Source organism: Haladaptatus sp. R4, from assembly GCF_001625445.1.
Lineage (GTDB): Archaea > Halobacteriota > Halobacteria > Halobacteriales > Haladaptataceae > Haladaptatus.
The window spans coordinates 877,624-899,014 of sequence record NZ_LWHG01000021.1 but is presented as its reverse complement, the minus strand read 5'-3'; the positions used below and the strand labels follow the sequence as shown (position 1 = coordinate 899,014).

Genomic DNA, 21,391 nt, shown 5'->3' with positions numbered 1-21,391 from the left:
CGCTTCGATTTTTTAGCCGAACGTAAGCATGCCGCGTGGATTGAAGTAGTAGACGGCGGCGAGCACCACGCCCAACGCTGCGGTGAGGAGACCGAGCAGGTCACCGACCGACCCGGTAAATCCGCTTGCGAAGACGTAGTACACCATCACCGCCGCGAACGCGACCCAGATGAGCGTGAGACGGCGTCGTTTCGTCTCGTCCATGTCCGGCCGTTGGCGAACTCGCCATATCAGTCTTCGCTTTCGAGCGTTCCCCACAACCGCTTTTCCTCGCTTTCCTTCCCATCCGTCATCCGTTCCTCGATGTCGAACCCCAACGACTCGTAAAACGGTCGCACGTTCGGATCACAGTCCGCGGTCAGCGTTCCGCATCGCTCGGCCGCGAACGCCACCAGTTCGCCGCCGATGCCCTGTCCCCGCCGCGCCCGTCGCACCGCGATTGCATCGATGTGCGTGCCGTCCTCTCCCGGTTCCAGCACCGCCGCTCCGAGCACCCTGTCTTCCTCGACGGCTACCAACACGTCCCCCGAATCGATTCTCCGCTCGACCGCTTTCGCATCGACTTCCAGCATCGCACCGTTCACGATTCGCATCACTGACAGGCGGTCCGCCGCGGTCGCGAGTCGAACCGTCATCCGCCTTTTATCAGTCGCAGTATCTTCACGTGTTCCGCCTCAACGGGTTGGTCCTCCGGCACCGGCCGTCCGTCCACCATCACCGACACCTCGTGCGGACTCAACCCCACGGCCGACACCAAATCGGCGTACACCTCGTCTTCCACGTCGAACTCGTGGCTTTCCTCGCCGACCACTTCGACCGTCACGTTCATTGGATCCTCCTTGCGTTTCTCACGCCTTCAGCGTGTCGAAGCCGACGATATGCCGTTCAGAGGACGACCGCTCCGCTCGATTGAAACCCATTTCGCGTCCTCCATCGGAGGCGGTTCGTCGCGGACCTGCTGACGAAAACCGGTCCGATAAAATGTGAGATGTTTACAACGAGACCCGTTCGTTTCGAGGACGCGAAAACACCAATATTGCCGTCGATAGGGGCTCCGACATCAATATTTCGTCCGCAGTCCGCTCATAAAGGGTGGCTGAGACGTGTCAGTCTGGACTACCAACCTTTATAAACCTTAAATACGTCATTTAAGTCGCGCTATGACCGACCCAAAGGAAACCATCAACATTGAAAACGTGGTCGCCTCGACGGGCATCGGGCAGGAACTCGACCTTCAAAGTGTCGCCATGGACTTGGAGGGCGCGGATTACGATCCAGAGCAGTTCCCCGGTCTCGTTTACCGTACGCAGAACCCGAAGTCTGCCGCACTCATCTTCCGCTCCGGTAAAATCGTCTGCACCGGTGCAAAGAGCACTGCCGACGTCCACGAGAGTCTCGAAATCGTCTTCGACAAGCTCCGAGAGCTGAACATTCAGGTGAACGACGACCCCGAAATCGTCGTCCAGAACATCGTTACGAGCGCGGACCTCGGACGCAACCTCAACCTCAACGCCATCGCCATCGGTCTCGGTCTGGAGAACATCGAGTACGAACCCGAGCAGTTCCCCGGCCTCGTTTACCGTCTCGACGAACCCGAAGTCGTTGCCCTGCTGTTCGGCTCCGGCAAACTCGTCATCACCGGCGGCAAGAAGCCCGAAGATGCGGAACAGGCAGTCGATAAAATCGTCTCGCGGCTCGAAGAACTCGGTCTGCTGGAATAATCTCTTTCGATTTTCCCTTTCCCGCCTTTCTCGGAGTGACATCGTCGGACTCCCCGACGAGAAAACATTTATCCTCACCTGATTAACTTGACAGTATGTCCCTCCCCCGCCGTCTGGAACAGGTCGGCATCGTCGTCGGGAGCGTTATCATGCTTCCACTTCCATTCATCGCGCTTCTCGATTTGTTCATCGTTAGCCCCCACTGGGTCGGGACTCTCCTCGTCTGCATCCCCGGTCTTGTCGTTGGCGTACTCGTCGCCTTCGATCTGCTCCCGGTCTCCTACGGACAGGTCTGGCTGTTCTCGCTCGCCAGCTCCGTGGCGATCGGTGTTCTGTGGGCTGGCCTCGAAATCAGTCTCACGCCCGCCAACAGACCGGCCGCGTTGACAACGTGGGCTATCGCCGTAGCCATCGGCGCGTTCGCCGCGTGGGCGAAACCACGCGTCCGGTTCCGACGGAGCGGGGCGTAGATGGGTGAATTCGCCGACGAGATGGGGAAATTCGCTGACCTCTTCTGGTATTACGTCGGTGCTGGTGCGGTGTTTACCCCACTACTCTTCATCGGACCCGGAGGTGGATACGATCGTTTGCTGTCCGACTTGCCGTTCGCAGCGGCGATTCTGACGACGGGTCTCTGTCTGTACTACCGTCCCGCAGCACCGAAACGCGTCGCGCTGTTCGGCCTTCTGACTCTCCTTGGATCGGGATTGATCGGATCGCTCACGGGAACGGAGGACGCCTACGCACTCATCCCCCTACTCACGACGTGGATGGTCGGCACGCTGTTTGCGTTCCTCGTCGTGCGATTTAAGCTCGACAGAAAACTCCGTGCGGCGGTTCCTCACCGCTCGTAGCGAACGAAGTCGAATTCGTCGCGCTCGTCGCGCTCGACTTCTCGCCACTCCTCCGGGTCCCACTCGGGGAAGTACGTGTCCCCCTCGTAGGATTCGTGAATCTCCGTGAGGATCATCTCGTCCGCGTGCGGGAGGAACTGCTCGTACACCGCCGCGCCGCCGGTGATGTAGGCGACGTCGTCCAGTTCCTCGATTTCCGCCATCGCTTCCTCCACGCCGTGGACGAGGACGACTTCCTCCGGAAGGTCCGGGTTCGACCGACTCAACACGACGTTCGTTCGGCCCGGGAGCGGGCCATCCATCTGTGCCGCGATGCTCTCGTAGGTCGTCCGACCCATGACGACGGGGTGGCCCATCGTCGTCTCCTTGAAGTGCCGCATATCCTCCGAATAATGCCACGGCATGCCGCCGTCGTTGCCGATGACGCCGTTTTCCGCAATCGCGGCGATGAGGACCAGACGGGTCATTCCGCCACGCTGAATTTCAGACCGGGATGAGCGTCGTACTCCCGGAGCGTGATGTCCTCGTAGCTCAACTCGTCGATGGAATCCGCCGCGATGTCGATTTCCGGCTTCGATTTGGGTTCGCGCGAGAGTTGGGTCAGCAGGCCCGGAACGTGGTCGAGGCGTTCGGTCTCCTCGGCGGGTGCTTCCGATTCCAACCACTCGCGGACTTCCTCGTACCCCGATTTCTCGTCCACGTCGGCGATGCGCAATTGCAGGTCCGAAAGGTTGTCGCGGTACCACTCGCCGCGTTCTCCTTCGCCGCAGTAGACGTGTGCATCTACGACTGTGTGGGAGAATTTGCCCACCTCGAAACCGGTCTGTTTAGCGAGCACGGTCGCCATCAGGGCGTAAGCCGCGATATTGAACGGAATGCCGAGTGCCACGTCGCCCGAACGCTGGGTGAGGTGCAGGTTCAGGGTACCGTCGCCCTGAACGTTGATGACGAAGGTGTAGTGACACGGCGGAAGCAGCGAGACGGCCGCATTCGCGGGGTGCCAAGCCGAAACGACGAACCGGCGCGAGTTCGGATTCTCGTTGAGACCGTCGATGACGTACTGAATCTGGTCGAAGGTCCCGTCCTCGTTCATCCAGCGGTTGCCGTCCTCGGGCCACGATTCGCCCGGTAGACCCTCCTCGGGAACCGGAAAGCGCCGCCAGAACCGACCGTAGGCCGTGTCGAGGTGGCCTTCTTCGTTCGACCACTCGTTCCAGATTCCGGTCTCTTTGCGGAGGTTTCGGATGTGCTCTTCTCCTGACAGATACCAGAGGAGTTCGTGGAGCATCGAATTCCACCGAGCACCGTCCATCGCCTTGGTGGTCAACAGCGGAAAGCCGTCGCGCAGGTCCACCTCGTAGTGCTGGCTGAACGTGGAAATCGTGTCTACGCCGGTTCGATTGGGCTTGTAGGTTCCGTCCCCGAGAACGTCCTCGACGAGTCCGAGGTACTGCTTCATGGGTGGGTGTCCCCCCTACGGTATCTTAAGTGCTGATAAAATAGCTTTGACCGGTCGGATTTTTAGCCATCCGATTTCGTATTCGCGCAACCGCTGTTACCCAGACAACACGACGATGTACCGCGTCAGCGACCGATGCACGCGCCGCTCGAACTCCCCTTCGACGGTCCATCCCGCCGTCCGCGCTTCGTCCGCCCACGAGCGGTCGCCGACGACGACGGTACGGGATGCAACCCGCTTGGCTTCCGCGAGCGCGCCAGCCACGAGGTCGTCGAGGTCGAGGTTCGCTATCTTCGACTGCCTGCCGTAGGGTGCGTCGAACACCACGCCGTCAATGGAATCGTCGGCGAACGGCAGATGTGTCGCGTCGCCGCGAACCGTGGCGGCGTCCGCGTCCGGTGCGTAGTGGTCGAGGTTCTCCGCCGCCCCACGGGCCATCTTCCACTGTGCATCGGCACCCAACGGTCGCGCGCCGACGAGCGCGGCCTCGATGAGGGTGCCACCCGTCCCGCACATCGGATCGAGAACCGTCGTTTCCTCCTTCGCCCCGACGATGTTCACCAGCGCGCGCGCAAGGAGGGGGTGCATGCTCCCCGGTTGGAAGAACGGTCTGTCGGTCGGTTTCCGAGTACCGTAGTCGCGCACGCTCTCGACTGCGGTCCACCCGAGCACACAACTGTCGTCGGAGAACGTCGCCCGCAGTTCGTGGTCGGGGCCGTCCAAGTCCACTGCGAATCCACGGTCCACGAGTATTTGCCCCAATTCGCGCTCGACCTCCTGTGTGCTGATGTCCTCCGTGTCACGGACCGTCCGCGCACGTACCGCGACCGTTCCTTCTCGGTCGATGGGTGCAGCAGAAAGCAACGCCCGCGCGCTCGCCACGTCGGCGTCCGTCGTCCCCACCAGTTCGTTCGCCCGATGGGTGTACGCGAGGTTTCGAACGCGCTCGGTGATCGTCGCCGCCCGCGCGAGGCCGGGCGCGACGAGTTCCACCTCGGTCGCCGCACTCGCCGCTTCACACGCCGCGAATTCGTCGTCTTGTCCGCCGAGTTCCAGTACGTACACGATTGCGATTTCCTCCGGAGCCGTCCGGTTTCGTTCGAGGGGAACAGTGCCGTCGTCTTGGGGATTGCGAATCGCGTGTCGAAACACCCCGTTTGTCTGCGCTGATTTGGTACCGTTTTCGAGACTGCGACCCCACCGCTTGTTCGACGGAATTTATGCGATTGCCGCGACCGCCTTCGACGCCGATTTTGAGACCCCAACTGCTAGGGTCCATGACAGCAACCGCATGTGGACGGGTGGCCGGAACCGCACGGCCACCGCCCTCGACGTCCCCTTACCTCCCCGGGCACGCGGACACCTGCACCGACCGCTGGTGCAGTGTCCGCATCGCGCGTCCCGAAAGCGGTTGTGTCACCACTCTCGAACGGCGGTTTCGAAAAAATCTGAAGTCGATTACTCCTCTTCTTCTTCGCCGAGGAGTCGCTCGACCATCGTTTCAGGGTCGAACTGCTCGATGTCGTCGTAGCCCTGGCCGGTTCCGAGGAACAGGATGGGCTTGCCCGTGACGTGGGAGATCGAGATCGCCGCGCCGCCCTTCGAGTCGGCGTCGGCTTTCGTCAGGATCGAGCCGTCAACCTCGGCGGCGTCGTCGAACTCCTTCGCGCGCTGGACCGCGTCCTGTCCGGCCACGGCCTCGTCCACGAAGAGGGTCATGTCGGGGTCCACGACGCGTCCGATCTTCGCCAACTGGTCCATCAACCCTTCGCTGGTGTGCAGGCGACCCGCGGTGTCGCCCAGCACGATGTCGATGTCGTGGGCGTCGGCGTACTCCACCGCGTCGTAGATGACGGCGGCAGGGTCGCCACCCTGCTCGTGCGCGATGAGTTTCTTGTCGAGCGCGTTCGCGTGCTCCTGAATCTGCTGGTTCGCACCGGCACGGTAGGTGTCACCGTTCGCCATCACCGAGGAGTAGCCGCGCTCCTCGAAGTAGCGGGCGAGTTTGGCGATGCTCGTCGTCTTCCCGACGCCGTTGACCCCGGTGAAGATGATGACGAGCGGTTTGTCGGCTTCCGCAACCCGCTGATCGAAGTCGAACTGCCCGACGCTGATGACCGACAGCAGGGAATCGCGCAGGGCTTGTTCGACCACGTCCCCCGTCTCGGCGCTGAACTTACGCGTCGCGCCGACGAGGTCGTTCCGGATGTCTTCGAGCATCTCGCTGGCGACGCTCATCTCCACGTCGCTTTCGAGAAGCGCCATCTCCAGCTCCCAGAGCGGGTCCTCGACGTCCTGCTCCTCGATGATGATCTCACCGCGCGCGAACGACTTCGCCTTCTGGGCGAACCCGCCGCCGTTGCCCGAACTCGATTCGGAGTCCGTTTCCGATTCCACGCCGTCCTCGTCGGACGCCGCTGGCTCCGGTTCAGGCTCGGATTCGATTTCCGGCTCTGGTTCCGGTTCGGCTGTTCCCGCGGTTTCCGCTTCCGTTTCGACGGGTTCCGATTCGGCCGTTTCTTCGGCTGCCGCGGCATCTGCAGTCTCCGCGTCCGCCGCCTCAGCTTCTTCGGCCTTCTCCTCTGTCGTCTCTTCGACGTCCTTACGGAACCCGCTCAACTTATCCTTCAGACTGTCGAACATCGGCGGTTACTCGTCCTCGTCGTCCTGCTGTTGCTGCATCTGCTGCATCTGCTGTTGCATCTGCTGTTGTTGCATCTGCTGTGCTTTCTGCTCTAGCTGGTCGCTCTCGGCTTCGACTTCACCGATTTCCTCCTGCAGGTCCGCGATCTGCTCGTCGAGGAGATCCTTCCGGCTCTTCAGGGACGCCACTGCGCCCTCCTGGTCTCGCTCCGCGGCGTAGCCGCCGCCGAGTTCGACGATGACCTCGTCGATGTCCTCGACGCTCGCGCGGAGGTACGCGCCGCCGCCGAGCGGGACTTGAACGACCGAGCCGGTGTCGAGCGTTTCGACGGCTTCGATTGCCTCGTCGACCTCGCCCTTCTCGTCGCGAAGGTCCTCGACTTCTCCGTTCAGCTCCTCCTTCTCGGCTTCCAGCTGTTGGAGCTGCTGTTGCATCTGCTGCATCTCTTGATTGCCGCCGCCCATCATTGTGCTCCACTCTCCGTTCCGCGAGTAATCGTGCTCATGTCACCACGTGCGGGAGCGAGCGGGAAGAATGTTGCTAACTAGGTTGCAAAACACGGTGGGCCGAAAATCAGTCGATATAGCCCAGCGCGTCCTCGATACGGCCGAGTTCCGGTCCGGTCGTCTCCTCTCCGACGACGTAGCCGTGGGCATTGGCGAGAAGCCCGGACCCGACGAGCGGCCCACCGTAGTTGATGGTGCCGATGTCCGCCGGGACGCCGAGCACGTCCTCGATGGTATCGAGTTCGTCGTCGGTCGCTTTCGGATGGCAGAGGACGCCTCGGTTCGTGGCGACGCCTGCCGTTCCGACCGTTTGAACGCCCGCAATCGTCCCTCGTTCGACGGGAACGTCCAAGCCGTCCGAGACGGCTTGAACTGCTTCCCGCGAGAGGTCCGGGTGGACGTATGCGCCCGTGTCGTTCACGAGCACGACGTTTCCGGCGGCGTTGATTCGCCCCGGGAACTTCGTGAGTGGAACGTCGACCACTTCTTCGATTCGTTCGCGCTCGTGGTCGGTGAGACGGTTGCTGACGAGCAGTCCGTTCTCGTTGCCTGCGACCAGCGCGCCGACGGTGGACGACCCACCGAGCGTCGTGCCGATTGCATCGACTTCCAACTCCGTTTCGAGGGAGTCGACGAGGTCATCGTCCAAATCCGGTCGGACGAGGAGATACTCGTCAGTCACACGAGCGAAGACGCCAACGTACGCCGAGCCGTTGAACGCGGTACGAAGCACCGCTCTACTCTTCGTATTCCGCCTCGACGACGGATTCGCCCTCTTCCTCGAAGCGGGCAGCGTGAACTCGAAGCTTTCGTGGCGGGTTCTTCTGACCGCGCGCCCAGATCGCCTCGTTGATGGAGGGGTCGAGGCGAACCTCGTCCTCGTCCACCTTGAAGTGCTGGGCGAGATGCCCGCGCACCAGTTTCATCGCTTTGTTCGCTCGTTTGTGCTTTGCCTCTGCCGTCACGTCTCGGAGCGGAACCGTAACGACTCGCTCCTCGAAATCACTTGCGCTCATTATTCGTCAGTGTCGCTACGCCGCCAGCTACGGCGCTTCGGGTTTCGCATTACGTCTCGGTCCGTCTTCATGATGACCCACGCCGGGATGCGGCTGTTCTGCCGTTCCAGCTTGGACAGGCGTTTCTTCTTGGCCTTCGATTTCTTGCCCATAGTGGTTGCCACTTTTCCGCCGTCGCATAAAATCTTGTTCCTTTCAAACGGCTTCACAGGGTGAACGCCGCGACGGTCGAATACTCCGGACCGTCAGACGATCGCTCGCTCTCGGTCAGTCGAACCTCCCTGACTTCCATTCTCCCCACAGTCGGGTCGAGTTCCCGCACGTTCCGCTGGACGAGTTCCTTGCCGCCCGCGTGTTGCATCCTGGCGATGGTGACGTGCGGAACGAACTCGTTGTCGTCGGGCGAAAACCCGAGGTCGTAGAGGCGGGATTCGACGGCGTCGTGGACGAGACTCGTCTCCTCTCCCCCATCGTCGAGGCCGAGCCAGACGACGGAGATGTAGTCGAGACTGGGAAAGACGCCCAAGCCGCCGATTTCCGCGTCGAAGGGGCCGAAGTCGATGTCGTCCTCGACGGCGGTTTCGAGCGCGTCCTCGATGGCTGGCACGCGGTCCTCGTCCACGTCGCCGAGAAACGAGAGCGTCAGGTGGGCCTGCGTTGGGTCGGTGAACGAGAGTCCGTCCGCGTCGCGGAACTCCTCCTGCACGCCCTCGACACCCTCCCAGAGGTCGTCCGTCAGGTCGATGCTCACGAACAGTCGCATACGAAACCCTTCGTTCCCAGTCGGCTTGAAGATTGACGGCCCTCGATACGTTCCGACGACATCGACTCCAAACCAAATAGAAAAAGGGTTTAAACCGCCGGAAAGCCAAACACTCCCTAACGATGGTGCTCGATAATCTCGGCAGTTCTCTTCGCGGCTCACTCGACAAACTGAGTGGGAAATCACGCGTCAGCGAGGACGATGTCGAGGAAATCGTCAAGGAAATTCAGCGTTCCCTCCTGCAGGCTGACGTCGACGTCAGCCTCGTGATGGACCTCTCGTCGTCCATCAAGGACCGCGCTGTGAACGAAGAACCGCCGGGCGGGACGACGGCCCGTGACCACGTCCTCAGTATCGTCTACGAGGAACTCGTCGGCCTCGTCGGCGAGAGTACGGAAATCCCGCTCGAAAACCAGACCATTCTCCTCGCCGGTTTGCAGGGGTCGGGGAAGACGACCACCTCCGCCAAGATGGCGTGGTGGTTCTCGAAGAAGGGGCTTCGCCCCGCGGTCATCCAAACCGACACCTTCCGGCCCGGTGCGTACGACCAGGCGAAGGAGATGTGTTCCCGCGCCGAGGTCGATTTCTACGGCGACCCGGACAACGAGGACCCCGTGGATATCGCGCGGAAGGGACTGGAGGAGACGGCGGACGCCGACATCCACATCGTGGACACGGCCGGTCGCCACGCGCTCGAAGACGACCTCATCGCGGAAATCGAGGAAATCGAATCGGTCGCCGACCCCGACCGAAACCTGCTCGTGCTTGACGCCGCAATCGGACAGGGCGCGAAGGACCAAGCCCAACAGTTCGACGAGTCCATCGGCATCGACGGCGTCGTCATCACGAAACTCGACGGTACCGCGAAAGGTGGTGGCGCGCTGACGGCGGTCAACGAGACCGATTCGTCCATCGCCTTCCTCGGGTCCGGTGAGACGGTCCAGGACGTCGAGCGATTCGAGCCGAACGGCTTCATCTCCCGCCTGCTCGGCATGGGCGACCTGAAACAGCTCACCGAGCGCGTCCAGCGGGCGATGACGGAGACCGAAGAGGAGGAGGACTGGGACCCCGAGGACATGATGAAGGGCCAGTTCACCCTCGACGACATGCGCCATCAGATGAACGCGATGAACAAGATGGGGCCGCTCGAACAGGTTATGGACATGATCCCCGGCTTCGGCGGCGGGATCATGGACGAACTGCCGGACGACGCGATGGACGTGACGAAGGACCGGATGCGGAGCTTCGAGGTCATCATGGACTCGATGACCGACAAGGAACTCGAAAATCCGCGGTCCATCGGCGCGAGCCAGATTCGACGTATCGCTCGCGGGAGCGGACAGGACGAGGAACGCATCCGCGAACTGCTCCAACAGCACAAGATGATGGCCCAGACCCTGAAACAGTTCCAGGGCATGGGGCAGGGCGGCGACATGGAGCGCATGATGAAGAAGATGCAGGGCGGCGGCGGTGGCGGCGGTGGCGGTATGGGCGGCATGGGTCCGTTCGGGTGAACGGTCTCCGCGATTCGGCTACGATTTTGTCGCGAGCACGATTGCGATGAACGGCCGCTTTTAGCGTTCTTGTGTATCACAACTATCGAGCGCAAGTGAAACCGCGACACACCGCTTTTTTGTTCCGTGCCCACCTCCACAGCAATAGATGACCGTCCGGGAAGTCGCCATCGAGGCGTACCGCGAGGCTCTCCCCGCGCTCGCAGCGAGCATGGTGGGTGGGCTGTTCGCCGGTATCGTCCTCGGGGGAATGCGCGCCGAACTCCGTCAGGTGGCCGGGTTGTTGGTTCTCGTTCCCGCCCTCCTCGCTACCCGTGGGAACGTCTACGGGTCGCTCGGCGCGCGTCTCGCGTCCGGACTGCACCAAGGGCTGGTCGAACCGTCGTTCGTCCCCGACGACGAACGGGTCTGGGCGGCAATCGTCGCCTCGCTGGCGAACGGCATCCTCGCCAGTCTGTTCGCGTCCGTGGTCGCGTTCTTCATCCTGAAAGCACTCTCGCAGGACGTCGCATCGCTACCGACCCTGGTCGCAATCGCTCTCATCGCCGGATTGCTGTCCGGTATCGCGCTGACGGTCGCCGTCGTCATCGTCGTGTTTGCTGGGTATCGTCGCGGGAAGAACCCGGATACGCTCGTCGGTCCGCTCGTGACGACGACGGGCGACGTGTTCGGCATCTCGTTTCTCCTGCTCGCGGTCAAGATAGTCCTCGCACTCGGGGGTGGATAGATGCCGACGCGCTGGACGGTTCGAGCCATCATGCGAGCGATGCTGCCGGTGTTGCTCGTTCTCACGGTCGTCGAACTCGGGAGCGGACTCGTCCTCGGGTCGTTCCAGCAGACGCTCCTCCAGTATCCCACGCTGCTCGCGCTGGTGCCAGTGACGATCGGCACCGCGGGCAACCTCGGTAGCATCCTCGCCGCTCGCCTCTCGACGGCGTTCCATCTCGGAACGCTCTCGTTCGGTCGGGAGGACGAAGTGCTCGCGGGGAACGCCGTCGCCACGGTCGCCCTCGCGATCACGATTTTCCCCGTCGTCGGCTTCGGCGCGTGGGCGTTGACGTGGTTCATCGGCGGAACGGAACTCGGGTTGGGAACGGTCGTCCTCGTCTCGCTGACCAGCGGTATCGTCCTCGCGTTCGTCGCAGTGCTCGTCACGCTCGTCGCCACGTACGTCGCCTATCGGTTCGAACTCGACCCGGACGATGTGGTGATTCCGGTCGTCACGAACGCCTGTGACGTGCTCGGCGTGATCGTGTTGTTCGCCGTGGTGGAACTGCTGGTGTGAAAAATCGTTCCGCTACCGGTCCCGGTCGCTATTCGTCGCCGTCTATCGGTTTTCCGTCCTTCGTCGGCGGGGCGACGTAGTCCACAAACGATTCCACGTCCGGGTCGTGGACGTCCATCCGAACGTGAATCTCGCCGAGTTCGTCGGGGTTGCCGACGGCGAAGTTGACGACGCCTTGGAACGCCGCCTGCTTTTTCAGGTCGAACGAGAGGGTGTCCCCGTCCTGTCCGGAGAAGAACTCCCCGCGTGCCGTGTCGAGGATTTCCTGCCGGTGGAGCAGTTCTGAGAAGTGTTCGACGCTGTGGGCTTCCGCGACGAGTTCGCCCTCGTCCGACGTCACCTTCGCGCCGGGAAAGACGTTCTCGATCGCGTCCTCGATTCGTGCTCCGATTTCCGTGTCGTGCACGGGTGCCGTGATTCGAATATCGACGCTGTAAATCATGGTTCGTCAGTCGCCTCCACGTTTTCCAGTCCCGCCACTCCGTCCTCGAACAGCGCTCGGATCCGACGGCGAAACGCGTCGAGCGAGCGCGTGTTGTCGATGACGGCGTCGGACCGCGCCATCGCGCGGTCGAGTCCGAACCCGAGTTCCCGGTCGTCGCGTTCCCGAAGTCGTTCTTCGTCGGCGTCGGAGTGGTCGCGCCCGCGTTCCCCCAGGCGGTCGGCCCGAACCTCGAACGGCGCTTCGATGCTCACCAGTACGAAGTCGTCGCCGAACGCCTCCTCGAACCGTTCGACCTCCACGCCGGAGCGGATGCCGTCCACGAGGACGGTGTCCGCGCCCGTCAGCGCGTCGTCGATCTTCGGCAGCGACGCCTGCGCGATGGCGTCCGGGCCGTTCTCCTCGCGGAGCGCTTTGGCGATCTCGCCGTGGTGTTTCGCCGGATCGAGACCCCGGTCACGGCAGGCGGCGCGGATGACGTCACCCATCGTGACGACGGGAATCCCCATCTCCTCGGCGACGGTGGCGGCTTCGCCTTTGCCGCTCCCCGGAAGGCCGACGGTTCCGATTACTCGCATCGTCTTGGTTTTGTCGTGAACCGTGCTTAAGGTCTGTGTTTACGGGACAGAATCCCAATCCCTTATGAAGGCTGACGAATAACGGAATATCGAGGGCACGTAGCTCAGTCTGGATAGAGCGTCGGACTTCTAATCCGACGGCCGTGGGTTCGAATCCCATCGTGCTCGTGCAGCGAGGAGCAACGCGACGAGCAAACGAGTGCGAAAGGGGATTCGAATTAGACCAGTCACAGCCCGCGGAGTGAGAATCGGCGCACTGCGCCGATTCTCACGAGCAGGAATGTCTGGGCGTAGTTCGAATCCCATCGTGCTCGTCAACCTTTTCCTGCGCTCACTTCGTTCGCTGGCAAAATGTTGATGAAAAGCTCTGTCGTTCGAAAATCGAAGAGCTGATGACGAGAGAGCTTTGCTCTTTCGAACCACGTCACCCCCTCCGGGGGTTCCTTGGCCCGCTCGCTTCGCTCACGGTTCTTTTTCTTGAGAATACCGCCACGTCACCAAACGTCACCGCACACAGCAACACAACCGCTTCCGAATCGCAACGACCCCTCACAACCGCTTCCGCACCGCGACAACCCCTCACAACCGCTTCCGCACCGCGACAACCATCGAACTACCGCGAATCCTGTCCAGCATCAACCCGGAATCCACATCACCGAAAAAGCAGGTCACGGAGTGGAGAGGAGGCCGGGAGGGCTATGGGTCGTGACGTCGTGGCCTAGTCGAGCATGGAGTACGAAATCACGAACCAGCCAGCGTTCGCCGAACTCGTACTGACACTGGAGGCAGGTGAGGAAGTACGGGCCGAGTCAGGGGCGCTGGTTAGCTACTCGGGAACGGTGGAACTCTCGCCGAGAACGGACGAGACGCCGGAGCACGCTTCCCTCGGCGAAGGGACGCCGTTTTCCACGACGTTCGCCGCGGATCAACCCGGAACCGTCCGCCTCGCGCCGCCGTTTCCGGGCGACATCTTTCGCTACGAACTGCGGGACGAATCGCTGTACGTCCAGTCCTGTTCGTTTCTCGCCGCGGAATCGGGTATCGACTTCCAGACGACGTTCGACGGCGAGGAGACGTTCGTGAAATGTGCCGGGGATTTCCTCCTCGAACTGTCGGGCGCGGGTCTCGCGTTCCTATCGAGCTACGGGTCCGTCTCGGTGGTGAGTCTCGACCCCGGCGAGCGATACGTCGTGGACACGGGGCACGTCGTCGCGTTCGAAGGCCCCGTCGATTTCGACGTCCACCAGGTCGATGGACTCCGATCACCCGGCGACGGGCGGGGTGGTCTCCTCGCCGAGTTCGAAGGTCCGGGAACGATCTGGTTACAGTCGAGGAGTCCGGTGGCGCTGCTGTCGTGGCTGCTCCCGAACATGCCGGGCGAGCACTCACAGCGATAGTTGTAACTGTCAACGACAAGAGGCGGAATTTGCGCCCCGCACGACGCTTATTTATGGGGAGGTAGAACGGGTGAGTATGCGAGAGGATTTCCTCTTACTCAACCCGGGTCCGGTACCCCTCGCTCGCGACGTTCGACAAGCGATGAGCGAACCGATGGTCTCACACCGTTCTGCGGAGTTCGAATCCGTCTACGAGGACGCCCAGAACGGCCTCGATTACGTCTTCGAGCGTTCGTCGCTCGACGGGACGCCGACGACGGAGTCCGACGGTACCAGCCTCATCTTCAACGGAACCGCGACGATGGCGATGGAAGCCGCCGTTGCCAACCTCGCAGGCGCAGACGACGAGGTGGTTTCGGTCGTGAACGGCAAGTTCGGCCGTCGCTTCAAGCGAATCGCCGACCGCTACGCGAACGTGACGCCGGTGGCGTTCGACTGGGGCCAATCCATCGACCCCGAGGCGGTCGCGGAGGCCGTCACCGACGACACGAAGGTCGTGACGATGGTCCACAACGAGACGAGCACCGGCCTGCTGAACCCCGTCGCCGAAGTCGGTGAAATCGCGGCCGAACACGACGCCTACTTCGTCGTGGACGGGGTGACCTCCCTCGGCGGCGACGAGTTCCTCATCGACGAGTGGAACGTCGACGTCGCGGTCACGGACGCCCAAAAGGCCCTCGCGGCCCCGCCGGGAACGAGCGCGATGTACGCCACGCCCCGCGCACAGGAGGCGTTCGACGGCGAAAGCGCACCCTTCTACGAGGATTTGGAGTGGCACCTCCGAAAGGCCGACTCCCACCAGACGCCGTTCACGAGCGCGGTTCCGCTGTTCCGCGGCCTCGCGCTCGCCGTCGGCCACATCGAGGACGAGGGAATGCCCGAGCGCATCGCCCGCCACCGCCGTCAGTCCAGCGCGTTCCGCGCGGCGTTCACGACGATGGGTCTCTCGATGTTCCCCGAGCGAAACGACGCCTCGGAGTACTCGAACACCCTCACCGCCGTCTCGCTCCCGGCGTCCGTCCGGGAGAACCCGACCGACTTCTTCGACGCCGTCACCGAACGTGGTGCGAGCATCAGCGGCGGGCAGGCCCACCTCGGCGGCGAAATCTTCCGCGTGAGCAACATGGGCAACCTCTCCGACGAACAGATCCTCCGCGGCGTCCGCACCATCGGAGAAGCGTTTCTCGAAGTCGGCGCGGACGTGGACGTCGAAGCCGGAATGGCCGCGGCCCGCGAACAACTCCGCTAGCGAACCGTACTCGATCTATTTTCCGTCGACTCGTTCGTCTTCGTCGTGAGTGCAACTCCCGAGTCGTGGATGTTGCAACGCCAAAATCGAGGTGCTCCCGTAGCGAACGAGAAGAGGAATTGAAACGTCAAAAATCGCTATCCGTCGTTCACGACCGAAGCCGCGATTCGTCGCCGGTGCCGTCGGTCAGCGCGCTCGCGACGGCACCTTTCAGGACGACTTCGTCGCCGAGGGTCGTCACCTGCACGTCCGGAACGTTGTTGAGCAGGTGGTTGCCGACGCGTTCCCGGATCGGGTCCACGACGAGTTCCTCGTTGTTGAGGACGACAGCGCCGCCGAGGTAGACGACGATGGGCGCGTAGGCTTGGACGACGTTCGCCACGCCGACGGTGTTCCAGTGGGCGACCTGTTCGATGACGTGGTCGGCGAAGGCGTCGAGACCGGCATACTCGAACACGTCCTTTGCCGAGAAGTCGGGGTCGTCGAGTGGGAGGGACGTCTCCACGCTCTCGTCTTCTTTCGCCAACATGCGGGCGTACTCGGGGATGTTGTTCCCCGAGCAGTAAGCTTCCCAGTGGCCGTCCTTGCCACAGCCACAGGTTCGCCCGCCGTGGGGATCGACCAGCATGTGTCCTACTTCGCCCGCGTTGCCGTCCCACCCGGTGAGGACGTTTCCATCGACGCTGACTCCGGCACCGATACCGCTCGAAATAGTGATGTAGACCATGTCGTCGGGGTTGCGGTCGCTGTAGAATCGTTGTCCGATAGCGCCCGCATTGGTGTCGTTGTGGAGGAATATCCGGTCGCTCCCGATGAGTTTGCTCACCGGTCCGGTCAGCGGAATTCGACCGATGGTGTCCGGCAAGTTTGCCGGGCCATCGACCGCTCCCTCCGCGAGGTCGAGCGGACCGATACTGCCGATTCCCGCCGCCCGGAGTTCCCTCGGATCGACGCCCGCGTTCGTACACGCCCCTCGAATACTTTCGAGCACTGCCTCGGTAACCGCAATGCCGTTCGGTCCTCGTGGCGTGCCACGGTCGTACGTGCCGATGACGTTACCGTCCCCGTCGGCAACCGCCGCCCTGACGTTGGTCGCCCCGAGGTCTACACCCGCGTAGTAGGCCATTCAGGTGAACTAACGTCGTCCGTCCCACTTAACTACAGGCATTTACTCGTGGACGAGTTCTCCCGACTCGACAGGTCCGGGTGTCAATTCTGACGGGTCGGGTTGTCGAAGTTAACTGGTTCGGCGTCGTGTATCGATGCATGACCGAGGACTCCCCCGACGACCTCTCGGACGACCGTCTCGACCTCGACGACGAAACCGAGTCCGCGCTGCACCAACTCGAACTCGGTATCGAGGGACTTCGTAAGGCACACGGCTACCTCGTCCAGTTTCACCACGTCACCGGCCACGCGATGGAGCACTTCAGTGAGGCCGAAAACGACCTCCGTGACGCTGGTCACGACGACATCGCCGACCACATCCGCGACGAAATCCTTCCGTGTGGCGTTCTCGGCGGCGACCGCTGGACCTACGAACTGGTCGAATCCTTCGAGACGGGATTCCTCCACGATATCGAATCGTTCGAACGCGCCACCCGCGAGGAGATCGCGGACGGAGAGCGTCACGTCCGCGAGCGACGGATGCAACGGGAGTGGCAGGAACGCGCCGAGGAATAACTGACGACGATCCGGAGATGCTAACCGAACGCTCACCGATACTTGGATCGGGTGCGGTCAGGTGACTGTGACCCGCTCAAAAGAGCCGAAAATTCTCGGGGGCGCTCAGTCCTCGCGCACGAACGTCACGGGACAAGGTGCCGAGAGCATGACTTCCTGTGCGGTGCTGCCGAAGACGGCCTTCCCGGTCGGCGAGCGTTTGCGGCCGCCGACGAAGATGCTGTCGGCGTTCACGTCCTCGGCGAGTTCGACGATGGTTTCGCCGTGGTGGCCGATGGACCCACGAACCGAGTAACCGATGTCTTCGGCGTCGAGCGCATCCGAGAGCGATCGGATCGTCGCGTGTCGCGCCGCCACTTCGTCGGAGTTCGGTTGCCCGGCCGGGTCGTAGTCGAGTTGCTCGACCACGTCCTCGAACTCGTCGTCGGTGAATACGTGCGCGAGCACGACTGTCGCACCTGTCGGTCCCGCCACGTCGATGACGGCGTCAGCGAGTTTTCCGGTACGGTCCGCGTCGCCCGGTCCTACGGCGAGAAGAATCGTCTCAATTCCCATGGTATCAGGTCTCCATGCAGAATATTAAAGATAGGGGGGTTCACTCATAATTGGAGAAGGTCGCGCCTCGGACGGAATCCCGACCCCATTGGCATCAAACTAATCCGACCCGTCGACATCAAACTAATTGGGACTGCACCGCGAAGGTCGCCCATGATAACACCCAACCTCGATGGGCGGGTCGCGCTGGTGACCGGTAGTTCGAAGGGCGTCGGCCGGGAACTCCTCCTTTCACTCGCCGACTGCGGGGCCGACGTGGCCGTTCACTACCACTCCAGCAAGGACGTCGCCGAGGACGTCGCCGACACCGCCCGCACGCACGACGTCGAAGCAATAACCGTCAACGGCGACGTCACCGACCCGAACGAAGTGGACGACCTCTTCGGGACCATCGAAGCCGAACTCGGGAGCGTCGACGTGTTGGTGAACAACGTCGGCCCGTTCGCGCCCGACCACTGGGAGGACATCTCCTTCGACCGCTGGAACGCCGTGTTGAACGGCAACATCAACGGGACCTACCTCTGTTCGAAGCGGGCGCTCCCGGAGATGCGAGCGTCGGGATTCGGTCGCATCGTCAACATCGGCTACGCGAGCGCCGAGAAGGGACTCATCAGCCCCAAAAACGCCCCGTACTTCATGGCCAAGGCGAGCGTCCTGATGTTCACCCGAATGCTCGCGGCGGACACGCAGGACGACGGCGTGACGGTCAACGCGATTTCTCCTTACGTGGTCGAGAACTCCGACGTGTTCCCGGACGATTTACCCCGCGACCGCCCCGCCGAATTCGAGGACATGGCACAGGCGCTGCGATTCTTCGTCGACGACGACAGCGACTACCTGAGCGGCGTGAACGTCGAAGTCGACGGCGGTTGGTTGCCGGAGAAAGTCTGACTCCGATTTCGGACTCAGTTCCCTTCCAACGCGTCGATGGCGATTGCGGCCGCGACGAGTGCGGTCTTGGATACCGCGTTCGACTCCTCGACGCTGATATCGTACACGTCGCGGAGCGAAAACCGTCCCTCGATTTTTCCGATGGAGTTCCCGTCCGGTCCCGAGATGGTATATTTGTGTGGCAGGAACGAGAACCACGTCGAGAACGACCGGAGCGCTTCGATTATCGCGCTTCTGGATTCGACTTCCGCGACATCGGTTCCGTCGGGCGTCTTTATCGTCCAGTGATGATGGAAGATAGTGAAGTCCTTCGAGAGGACGATAACCGGTTCGTCGGTTCGTTCGTCCACGAGGACGTAATCCCCGGCGATGTCGAGGACGTTCTTCGCCTTCACGCGGAACACCGTGTTCCCGTCCGCGTCGAAGAACGGGAACTGCTCTTTCATCTTGAACAGCTTTTGTTTCGATTTCAGGACGAGATTCCCGCCCTCGTCGTACACCTTGTACTTGTTCCGAAAGTAGCTCTGTTTGACCGTGTATTCGTCGTCGTCGAGGGTCACGCCGCCGATGTCGTGTCGCTGCGTTGGGGGTTCCATTGACCGCCATTTCTCACGTTCTCATATTTAAACTTGAGGCCGGAGGGTCGGGAAGGGAGCAGAACGGAGGGTGGACGGGATCACTCCCCGCCGTCGGTCTGTGCATCCGCCCCTTCGGTCTCCCCTCCGTCACCCACGTCCTCGATTTCCGACCGGCGCTGGATCGCTCGTTCGATGAACTCCCTCGGGAGGTCTTCGATCTCCCCGGCTTGCACGTGCCAGAGGTTCGCATAGAGACCTCCGAGCGTCAGCAGGTCGTCGTGGGTGCCGCGCTCGACGACCGTCCCTTCGTCCAAGACGACGATTTCCTCGGCGTCCTTCACCGTCGAGAGGCGGTGGGCGATGGCAAACGTCGTCTTCTCGGCCATCAGCGAGGCGAGACTACGCTGGATGAGCGCCTCCGTCTCGGTATCGACGTGGCTCGTCGCCTCGTCCAACACGAGGATGGCGGGGTCCTTGAGAATCGTCCGCGCGATGGACAACCGCTGGCGTTGGCCACCGGAGAGTTTCACGCCGCGCTCGCCGACCATCGTGTCGTAGCCGTCGGGCAGGTTGCTGATGAACTCGTGTGCCTCGGCGGCCTTCGCGGCTTCCTCTATTTCCTCGTCGCTCGCGTCGAACGAACCATACGAGATGTTCTCTCTTACCGACCCGTAGAACAGGAACGGCTCCTGACTGACGTAGCCGATGGCCCGCCGCAGACTGCGGAGGTTCACGTCGCGGATGTCGGTTCCGTCGATGCGAATGGCTCCCTCGTCCACGTCGTACATCCGCAAGAGGAGTTTGAGGACGGTCGATTTTCCGGCTCCCGTGGGGCCAACGAGGGCGAGCATGTGCCCCCGCTCGGCGCGCAGGTCGATTCCCTCCACGACTTCCTCGTCGCCGTAGCCGAAGCTCACGTCGTCGTACTCGACGGTGCCGTCGGTCACGGTCATATCGGGAGCATCGGACGTTTCGTCCAACGTCCCGCGTTCGTTCATCAGGGTGTACACGCGGTCGCTCGACGCCTCCGCGCGCTGGTAGATGTTGATGATCTGACCGAACTGCGCCATCGGCCAGATGAACTGCTGGCTCAGGATGACGAAGGTGACGAACACGCCCGGTTCGAGCGCGCCGGTGAGCGGTCCCGGCGCGCCGGAGAGGAGCCAGAACCCGCCGATGCCGAACGTGACGGCGTAGCCGATGCCGGTCAGCAGGCTCAGGCCGGGAAAGAACGTGATGCGGGTCGTGATTGCGTCCCAATTCGTATCGTAGTACTCCTGTGACGCCTCCTCGATGCGCCCTGATTCGTACCTCTCGGCCGTCTCGGATTTGATGACGCGAATGCCGCCGAGGTTGTTCTCCAGTCGGGAGTTGAGCGCGCCGACGCTGGCCCGCATCGCGGCGTACTTCGGCTGGATGGTCCGCACGAACAGGTACGTGAAGGCCGCCAGCAGCGGCACCGGCAGGAGTGCAACGACCGCCAGCGACGGGTTCAGCGTGAACAGAATGCCGCCGATGCCGACGATCATGACGCCGATGCGGAGCGCCGAACTCAGCCCGTCGTTCAGAAACGTCTCCAGTTGGTTCACGTCGTTGTTCAGAATGGACATCAGTTCGCCCGTCTGTTTGCCGTCGAAGAACGTCATGTCCAGCAACTGCATCCGGTCGTAGGTGTCCACCCGGAGTTCGTGCTGGACGCCCTGCGCGAACGCGTTCCAGCCCCAGCCTTCCACCCACGAGAATAGCGCCCCCACCAGAAACGACGCGAGGACGATACCGATGGAGAGCCAGAGCTGTCCGGTCGGCGTGGTCGGGAGCCACGCCGAGGGAATCGGCCCGAGACGGAACGCCTGTTTGTTCAGGAATATCGCGTCGATGGCGATGCCGAGGACGACCGGCGGTAGGAGGCCCGAGAGGCGTCCGAGCACCGTCCCGACGAATCCCGCGACGAACTGCGGGAAGTAGCCGCGGCCGTACTCCGCGAACAACCGCCACATCGTGTGTCGCTCCTCGTCCCCGTCGAATCGTGTGGTGTCGTTAGTCGTGCTGAATGAAATCACCTGATCCGAACAGAGTAGGCGCTCAGCGGTTTTGTGTGTTTAGATGGTGGACGTGAGTGTCGGGGTGGACGTGAGTGTCGGGGTGGACGTGAGTGTCGGGATGGAGTGTGCGAGTGATGGCTTTTGATTCCACTTTCACTTTCACTCCGCTTTAATCTGCAACCGACAGGCATACCCTCATTCGGTCGCTGTCTGA

28 protein-coding genes and 1 tRNA gene are annotated in these 21,391 nt (G+C 62.2%); 11 read left to right on the top strand and 18 right to left on the bottom strand.

Annotated elements, in window-relative coordinates; translation table 11 throughout:
- Positions 1-12: 12 nt before the first annotated feature.
- The 3 genes from A4G99_RS14205 to A4G99_RS14195 are packed head-to-tail and all read right to left on the bottom strand — an operon-like array spanning position 13 to position 829.
- The gene (locus A4G99_RS14205) at positions 13-204 is read right to left on the bottom strand and encodes a hypothetical protein (protein ID WP_066144839.1); all 192 of its coding nucleotides are present in this window, start codon (positions 202-204) and stop codon (positions 13-15) included.
- A 26-nt stretch (positions 205-230) separates the two neighbouring features.
- On the bottom strand, positions 231-635 hold the full coding sequence (locus A4G99_RS14200; protein ID WP_066144837.1) for a GNAT family N-acetyltransferase: 405 nt from the start codon (positions 633-635) through the stop codon (positions 231-233).
- Positions 632-829, bottom strand: coding sequence for a ubiquitin-like small modifier protein 2 (locus A4G99_RS14195; protein WP_066144835.1), 198 nt, complete (start codon positions 827-829; stop codon positions 632-634). Before A4G99_RS14195 ends, A4G99_RS14200 begins: the two co-directional genes overlap by 4 nt.
- A 331-nt stretch (positions 830-1,160) precedes the next feature.
- Between A4G99_RS14195 and A4G99_RS14190 the strand changes: the two genes are divergently transcribed.
- The 3 genes from A4G99_RS14190 to A4G99_RS14180 all read left to right on the top strand — a co-directional run bounded on the left by A4G99_RS14190 (position 1,161) and on the right by A4G99_RS14180 (position 2,575).
- Positions 1,161-1,721, top strand: a complete 561-nt coding sequence (locus A4G99_RS14190; RefSeq protein WP_007976369.1) for a TATA-box-binding protein — start codon at positions 1,161-1,163, stop codon at positions 1,719-1,721.
- Between the two features lie 95 nt (positions 1,722-1,816).
- The gene (locus A4G99_RS14185; protein ID WP_066144833.1) at positions 1,817-2,191 is read left to right on the top strand and encodes a hypothetical protein; all 375 of its coding nucleotides are present in this window, start codon (positions 1,817-1,819) and stop codon (positions 2,189-2,191) included.
- Positions 2,192-2,575: a hypothetical protein gene (locus A4G99_RS14180; RefSeq protein WP_223301880.1), complete on the top strand. Its 384-nt coding sequence runs from the start codon at positions 2,192-2,194 to the stop codon at positions 2,573-2,575.
- Here the strand turns inward: A4G99_RS14180 and A4G99_RS14175 are convergent.
- From A4G99_RS14175 to thpR, 9 genes are all read right to left on the bottom strand, one after another.
- Positions 2,563-3,042: a dihydrofolate reductase gene (locus A4G99_RS14175; protein WP_066144832.1), complete on the bottom strand. Its 480-nt coding sequence runs from the start codon at positions 3,040-3,042 to the stop codon at positions 2,563-2,565. The genes A4G99_RS14180 and A4G99_RS14175 overlap by 13 nt on opposite strands.
- Complete coding sequence (gene thyA, locus A4G99_RS14170) at positions 3,039-4,034, bottom strand: thymidylate synthase (protein WP_066144830.1); 996 nt, start codon at positions 4,032-4,034, stop codon at positions 3,039-3,041. The genes A4G99_RS14175 and thyA overlap by 4 nt, the downstream gene beginning before the upstream one ends.
- Before the next feature lie 96 nt (positions 4,035-4,130).
- Positions 4,131-5,099, bottom strand: coding sequence for a methyltransferase domain-containing protein (locus A4G99_RS14165; RefSeq protein WP_066145276.1), 969 nt, complete (start codon positions 5,097-5,099; stop codon positions 4,131-4,133).
- 393 nt (positions 5,100-5,492) lie between these two features.
- Positions 5,493-6,677, bottom strand: a complete 1,185-nt coding sequence (gene ftsY / locus A4G99_RS14160; RefSeq protein ID WP_066144829.1) for a signal recognition particle-docking protein FtsY — start codon at positions 6,675-6,677, stop codon at positions 5,493-5,495.
- A 6-nt stretch (positions 6,678-6,683) separates the two neighbouring features.
- Positions 6,684-7,142, bottom strand: coding sequence for a prefoldin subunit alpha (pfdA, locus tag A4G99_RS14155; protein ID WP_066144827.1), 459 nt, complete (start codon positions 7,140-7,142; stop codon positions 6,684-6,686).
- 109 nt (positions 7,143-7,251) lie between these two features.
- The gene (locus A4G99_RS14150; RefSeq protein ID WP_066144826.1) at positions 7,252-7,917 is read right to left on the bottom strand and encodes a translation initiation factor IF-6; all 666 of its coding nucleotides are present in this window, start codon (positions 7,915-7,917) and stop codon (positions 7,252-7,254) included.
- Between the two features lie 4 nt (positions 7,918-7,921).
- The gene (locus A4G99_RS14145; RefSeq protein WP_066144824.1) at positions 7,922-8,200 is read right to left on the bottom strand and encodes a 50S ribosomal protein L31e; all 279 of its coding nucleotides are present in this window, start codon (positions 8,198-8,200) and stop codon (positions 7,922-7,924) included.
- The gene (locus A4G99_RS14140) at positions 8,200-8,352 is read right to left on the bottom strand and encodes a 50S ribosomal protein L39e (RefSeq protein WP_066145272.1); all 153 of its coding nucleotides are present in this window, start codon (positions 8,350-8,352) and stop codon (positions 8,200-8,202) included. Before A4G99_RS14140 ends, A4G99_RS14145 begins: the two co-directional genes overlap by 1 nt.
- A gap of 53 nt (positions 8,353-8,405) precedes the next feature.
- The gene (gene thpR, locus A4G99_RS14135) at positions 8,406-8,963 is read right to left on the bottom strand and encodes an RNA 2',3'-cyclic phosphodiesterase (RefSeq protein ID WP_066144823.1); all 558 of its coding nucleotides are present in this window, start codon (positions 8,961-8,963) and stop codon (positions 8,406-8,408) included.
- Between the two features lie 122 nt (positions 8,964-9,085).
- On the opposite strand from thpR, the gene A4G99_RS14130 reads away from it, so the two are divergent.
- The 3 genes from A4G99_RS14130 to A4G99_RS14120 all read left to right on the top strand — a co-directional run bounded on the left by A4G99_RS14130 (position 9,086) and on the right by A4G99_RS14120 (position 11,762).
- On the top strand, positions 9,086-10,477 hold the full coding sequence (locus A4G99_RS14130) for a signal recognition particle protein Srp54 (RefSeq protein ID WP_066144821.1): 1,392 nt from the start codon (positions 9,086-9,088) through the stop codon (positions 10,475-10,477).
- A gap of 148 nt (positions 10,478-10,625) precedes the next feature.
- Positions 10,626-11,204, top strand: a complete 579-nt coding sequence (locus A4G99_RS14125) for a magnesium transporter (protein WP_066144819.1) — start codon at positions 10,626-10,628, stop codon at positions 11,202-11,204.
- Positions 11,205-11,762 (top strand): magnesium transporter, encoded by a 558-nt coding sequence (locus A4G99_RS14120; RefSeq protein ID WP_066144817.1) that lies wholly within the window; start codon positions 11,205-11,207, stop codon positions 11,760-11,762.
- A 28-nt stretch (positions 11,763-11,790) separates the two neighbouring features.
- On the opposite strand, the gene A4G99_RS14115 is transcribed toward A4G99_RS14120, so the two are convergent.
- Complete coding sequence (locus A4G99_RS14115; RefSeq protein ID WP_066144815.1) at positions 11,791-12,204, bottom strand: RNA-binding domain-containing protein; 414 nt, start codon at positions 12,202-12,204, stop codon at positions 11,791-11,793.
- Entirely contained in the window at positions 12,201-12,782 is a 582-nt protein-coding gene (locus A4G99_RS14110) for an AAA family ATPase (protein ID WP_066144813.1), read from the bottom strand. Before A4G99_RS14110 ends, A4G99_RS14115 begins: the two co-directional genes overlap by 4 nt.
- A 93-nt stretch (positions 12,783-12,875) precedes the next feature.
- On the opposite strand from A4G99_RS14110, the gene A4G99_RS14105 reads away from it, so the two are divergent.
- From A4G99_RS14105 to A4G99_RS14095, 3 genes are all read left to right on the top strand, one after another.
- Positions 12,876-12,950, top strand: a tRNA-Arg gene (locus tag A4G99_RS14105).
- Between the two features lie 560 nt (positions 12,951-13,510).
- Complete coding sequence (locus tag A4G99_RS14100) at positions 13,511-14,179, top strand: TIGR00266 family protein (RefSeq protein ID WP_066144812.1); 669 nt, start codon at positions 13,511-13,513, stop codon at positions 14,177-14,179.
- Between the two features lie 76 nt (positions 14,180-14,255).
- Positions 14,256-15,428, top strand: coding sequence for an alanine--glyoxylate aminotransferase family protein (locus A4G99_RS14095; RefSeq protein ID WP_066144810.1), 1,173 nt, complete (start codon positions 14,256-14,258; stop codon positions 15,426-15,428).
- A gap of 148 nt (positions 15,429-15,576) precedes the next feature.
- Here the strand turns inward: A4G99_RS14095 and A4G99_RS14090 are convergent, their stop codons facing one another.
- Positions 15,577-16,554, bottom strand: coding sequence for an ROK family protein (locus A4G99_RS14090; protein WP_066144808.1), 978 nt, complete (start codon positions 16,552-16,554; stop codon positions 15,577-15,579).
- Positions 16,555-16,694: 140 nt separating this feature from the next.
- Between A4G99_RS14090 and A4G99_RS14085 the strand changes: the two genes are divergently transcribed.
- Complete coding sequence (locus A4G99_RS14085) at positions 16,695-17,111, top strand: hypothetical protein (protein ID WP_066144806.1); 417 nt, start codon at positions 16,695-16,697, stop codon at positions 17,109-17,111.
- A gap of 105 nt (positions 17,112-17,216) precedes the next feature.
- On the opposite strand, the gene A4G99_RS14080 is transcribed toward A4G99_RS14085, so the two are convergent.
- Positions 17,217-17,666 carry a universal stress protein gene (locus A4G99_RS14080; RefSeq protein WP_066144805.1) on the bottom strand — a complete coding sequence of 150 codons (450 nt, stop codon included), beginning with the start codon at positions 17,664-17,666 and terminating at the stop codon, positions 17,217-17,219.
- A gap of 153 nt (positions 17,667-17,819) precedes the next feature.
- On the opposite strand from A4G99_RS14080, the gene A4G99_RS14075 reads away from it, so the two are divergent.
- On the top strand, positions 17,820-18,557 hold the full coding sequence (locus A4G99_RS14075) for an SDR family NAD(P)-dependent oxidoreductase (protein ID WP_066144803.1): 738 nt from the start codon (positions 17,820-17,822) through the stop codon (positions 18,555-18,557).
- A gap of 14 nt (positions 18,558-18,571) precedes the next feature.
- Here A4G99_RS14075 and A4G99_RS14070 read toward each other — a convergent pair whose 3' ends face one another.
- Together A4G99_RS14070 and A4G99_RS14065 are read right to left on the bottom strand one after the other, a co-directional pair.
- Entirely contained in the window at positions 18,572-19,153 is a 582-nt protein-coding gene (locus A4G99_RS14070; RefSeq protein ID WP_066144801.1) for an LURP-one-related/scramblase family protein, read from the bottom strand.
- Positions 19,154-19,233: 80 nt separating this feature from the next.
- The gene (locus A4G99_RS14065) at positions 19,234-21,192 is read right to left on the bottom strand and encodes an ABC transporter ATP-binding protein (RefSeq protein WP_394337458.1); all 1,959 of its coding nucleotides are present in this window, start codon (positions 21,190-21,192) and stop codon (positions 19,234-19,236) included.
- Positions 21,193-21,391 lie beyond the last annotated feature (199 nt).

Excerpts from the sequence above, each read along its gene's own strand:
- A4G99_RS14115 (WP_066144815.1), bottom strand. The coding sequence starts at position 12,204 with ATGATTTACAGCGTCGATATTCGAATCACGGCACCCGTGCACGACACG.
- A4G99_RS14070 (WP_066144801.1), bottom strand. The coding sequence starts at position 19,153 with ATGGAACCCCCAACGCAGCGACACGACATCGGCGGCGTGACCCTCGAC.
- A4G99_RS14190 (WP_007976369.1), top strand. The coding sequence starts at position 1,161 with ATGACCGACCCAAAGGAAACCATCAACATTGAAAACGTGGTCGCCTCG.
- A4G99_RS14140 (WP_066145272.1), bottom strand. The coding sequence starts at position 8,352 with ATGGGCAAGAAATCGAAGGCCAAGAAGAAACGCCTGTCCAAGCTGGAA.
- A4G99_RS14180 (WP_223301880.1), top strand. The coding sequence starts at position 2,192 with ATGGGTGAATTCGCCGACGAGATGGGGAAATTCGCTGACCTCTTCTGG.
- A4G99_RS14120 (WP_066144817.1), top strand. The coding sequence starts at position 11,205 with ATGCCGACGCGCTGGACGGTTCGAGCCATCATGCGAGCGATGCTGCCG.
- A4G99_RS14185 (WP_066144833.1), top strand. The coding sequence starts at position 1,817 with ATGTCCCTCCCCCGCCGTCTGGAACAGGTCGGCATCGTCGTCGGGAGC.
- A4G99_RS14100 (WP_066144812.1), top strand. The coding sequence starts at position 13,511 with ATGGAGTACGAAATCACGAACCAGCCAGCGTTCGCCGAACTCGTACTG.
- A4G99_RS14075 (WP_066144803.1), top strand. The coding sequence starts at position 17,820 with ATGATAACACCCAACCTCGATGGGCGGGTCGCGCTGGTGACCGGTAGT.
- A4G99_RS14090 (WP_066144808.1), bottom strand. The coding sequence starts at position 16,554 with ATGGCCTACTACGCGGGTGTAGACCTCGGGGCGACCAACGTCAGGGCG.
- A4G99_RS14175 (WP_066144832.1), bottom strand. The coding sequence starts at position 3,042 with ATGACCCGTCTGGTCCTCATCGCCGCGATTGCGGAAAACGGCGTCATC.
- pfdA (WP_066144827.1), bottom strand. The coding sequence starts at position 7,142 with ATGGGCGGCGGCAATCAAGAGATGCAGCAGATGCAACAGCAGCTCCAA.
- A4G99_RS14110 (WP_066144813.1), bottom strand. The coding sequence starts at position 12,782 with ATGCGAGTAATCGGAACCGTCGGCCTTCCGGGGAGCGGCAAAGGCGAA.
- A4G99_RS14130 (WP_066144821.1), top strand. The coding sequence starts at position 9,086 with ATGGTGCTCGATAATCTCGGCAGTTCTCTTCGCGGCTCACTCGACAAA.
- A4G99_RS14085 (WP_066144806.1), top strand. The coding sequence starts at position 16,695 with ATGACCGAGGACTCCCCCGACGACCTCTCGGACGACCGTCTCGACCTC.
- A4G99_RS14095 (WP_066144810.1), top strand. The coding sequence starts at position 14,256 with ATGCGAGAGGATTTCCTCTTACTCAACCCGGGTCCGGTACCCCTCGCT.
- A4G99_RS14205 (WP_066144839.1), bottom strand. The coding sequence starts at position 204 with ATGGACGAGACGAAACGACGCCGTCTCACGCTCATCTGGGTCGCGTTC.
- A4G99_RS14195 (WP_066144835.1), bottom strand. The coding sequence starts at position 829 with ATGAACGTGACGGTCGAAGTGGTCGGCGAGGAAAGCCACGAGTTCGAC.
- A4G99_RS14080 (WP_066144805.1), bottom strand. The coding sequence starts at position 17,666 with ATGGGAATTGAGACGATTCTTCTCGCCGTAGGACCGGGCGACGCGGAC.
- thpR (WP_066144823.1), bottom strand. The coding sequence starts at position 8,963 with ATGCGACTGTTCGTGAGCATCGACCTGACGGACGACCTCTGGGAGGGT.
- thyA (WP_066144830.1), bottom strand. The coding sequence starts at position 4,034 with ATGAAGCAGTACCTCGGACTCGTCGAGGACGTTCTCGGGGACGGAACC.
- A4G99_RS14145 (WP_066144824.1), bottom strand. The coding sequence starts at position 8,200 with ATGAGCGCAAGTGATTTCGAGGAGCGAGTCGTTACGGTTCCGCTCCGA.
- A4G99_RS14125 (WP_066144819.1), top strand. The coding sequence starts at position 10,626 with ATGACCGTCCGGGAAGTCGCCATCGAGGCGTACCGCGAGGCTCTCCCC.
- ftsY (WP_066144829.1), bottom strand. The coding sequence starts at position 6,677 with ATGTTCGACAGTCTGAAGGATAAGTTGAGCGGGTTCCGTAAGGACGTC.
- A4G99_RS14200 (WP_066144837.1), bottom strand. The coding sequence starts at position 635 with ATGACGGTTCGACTCGCGACCGCGGCGGACCGCCTGTCAGTGATGCGA.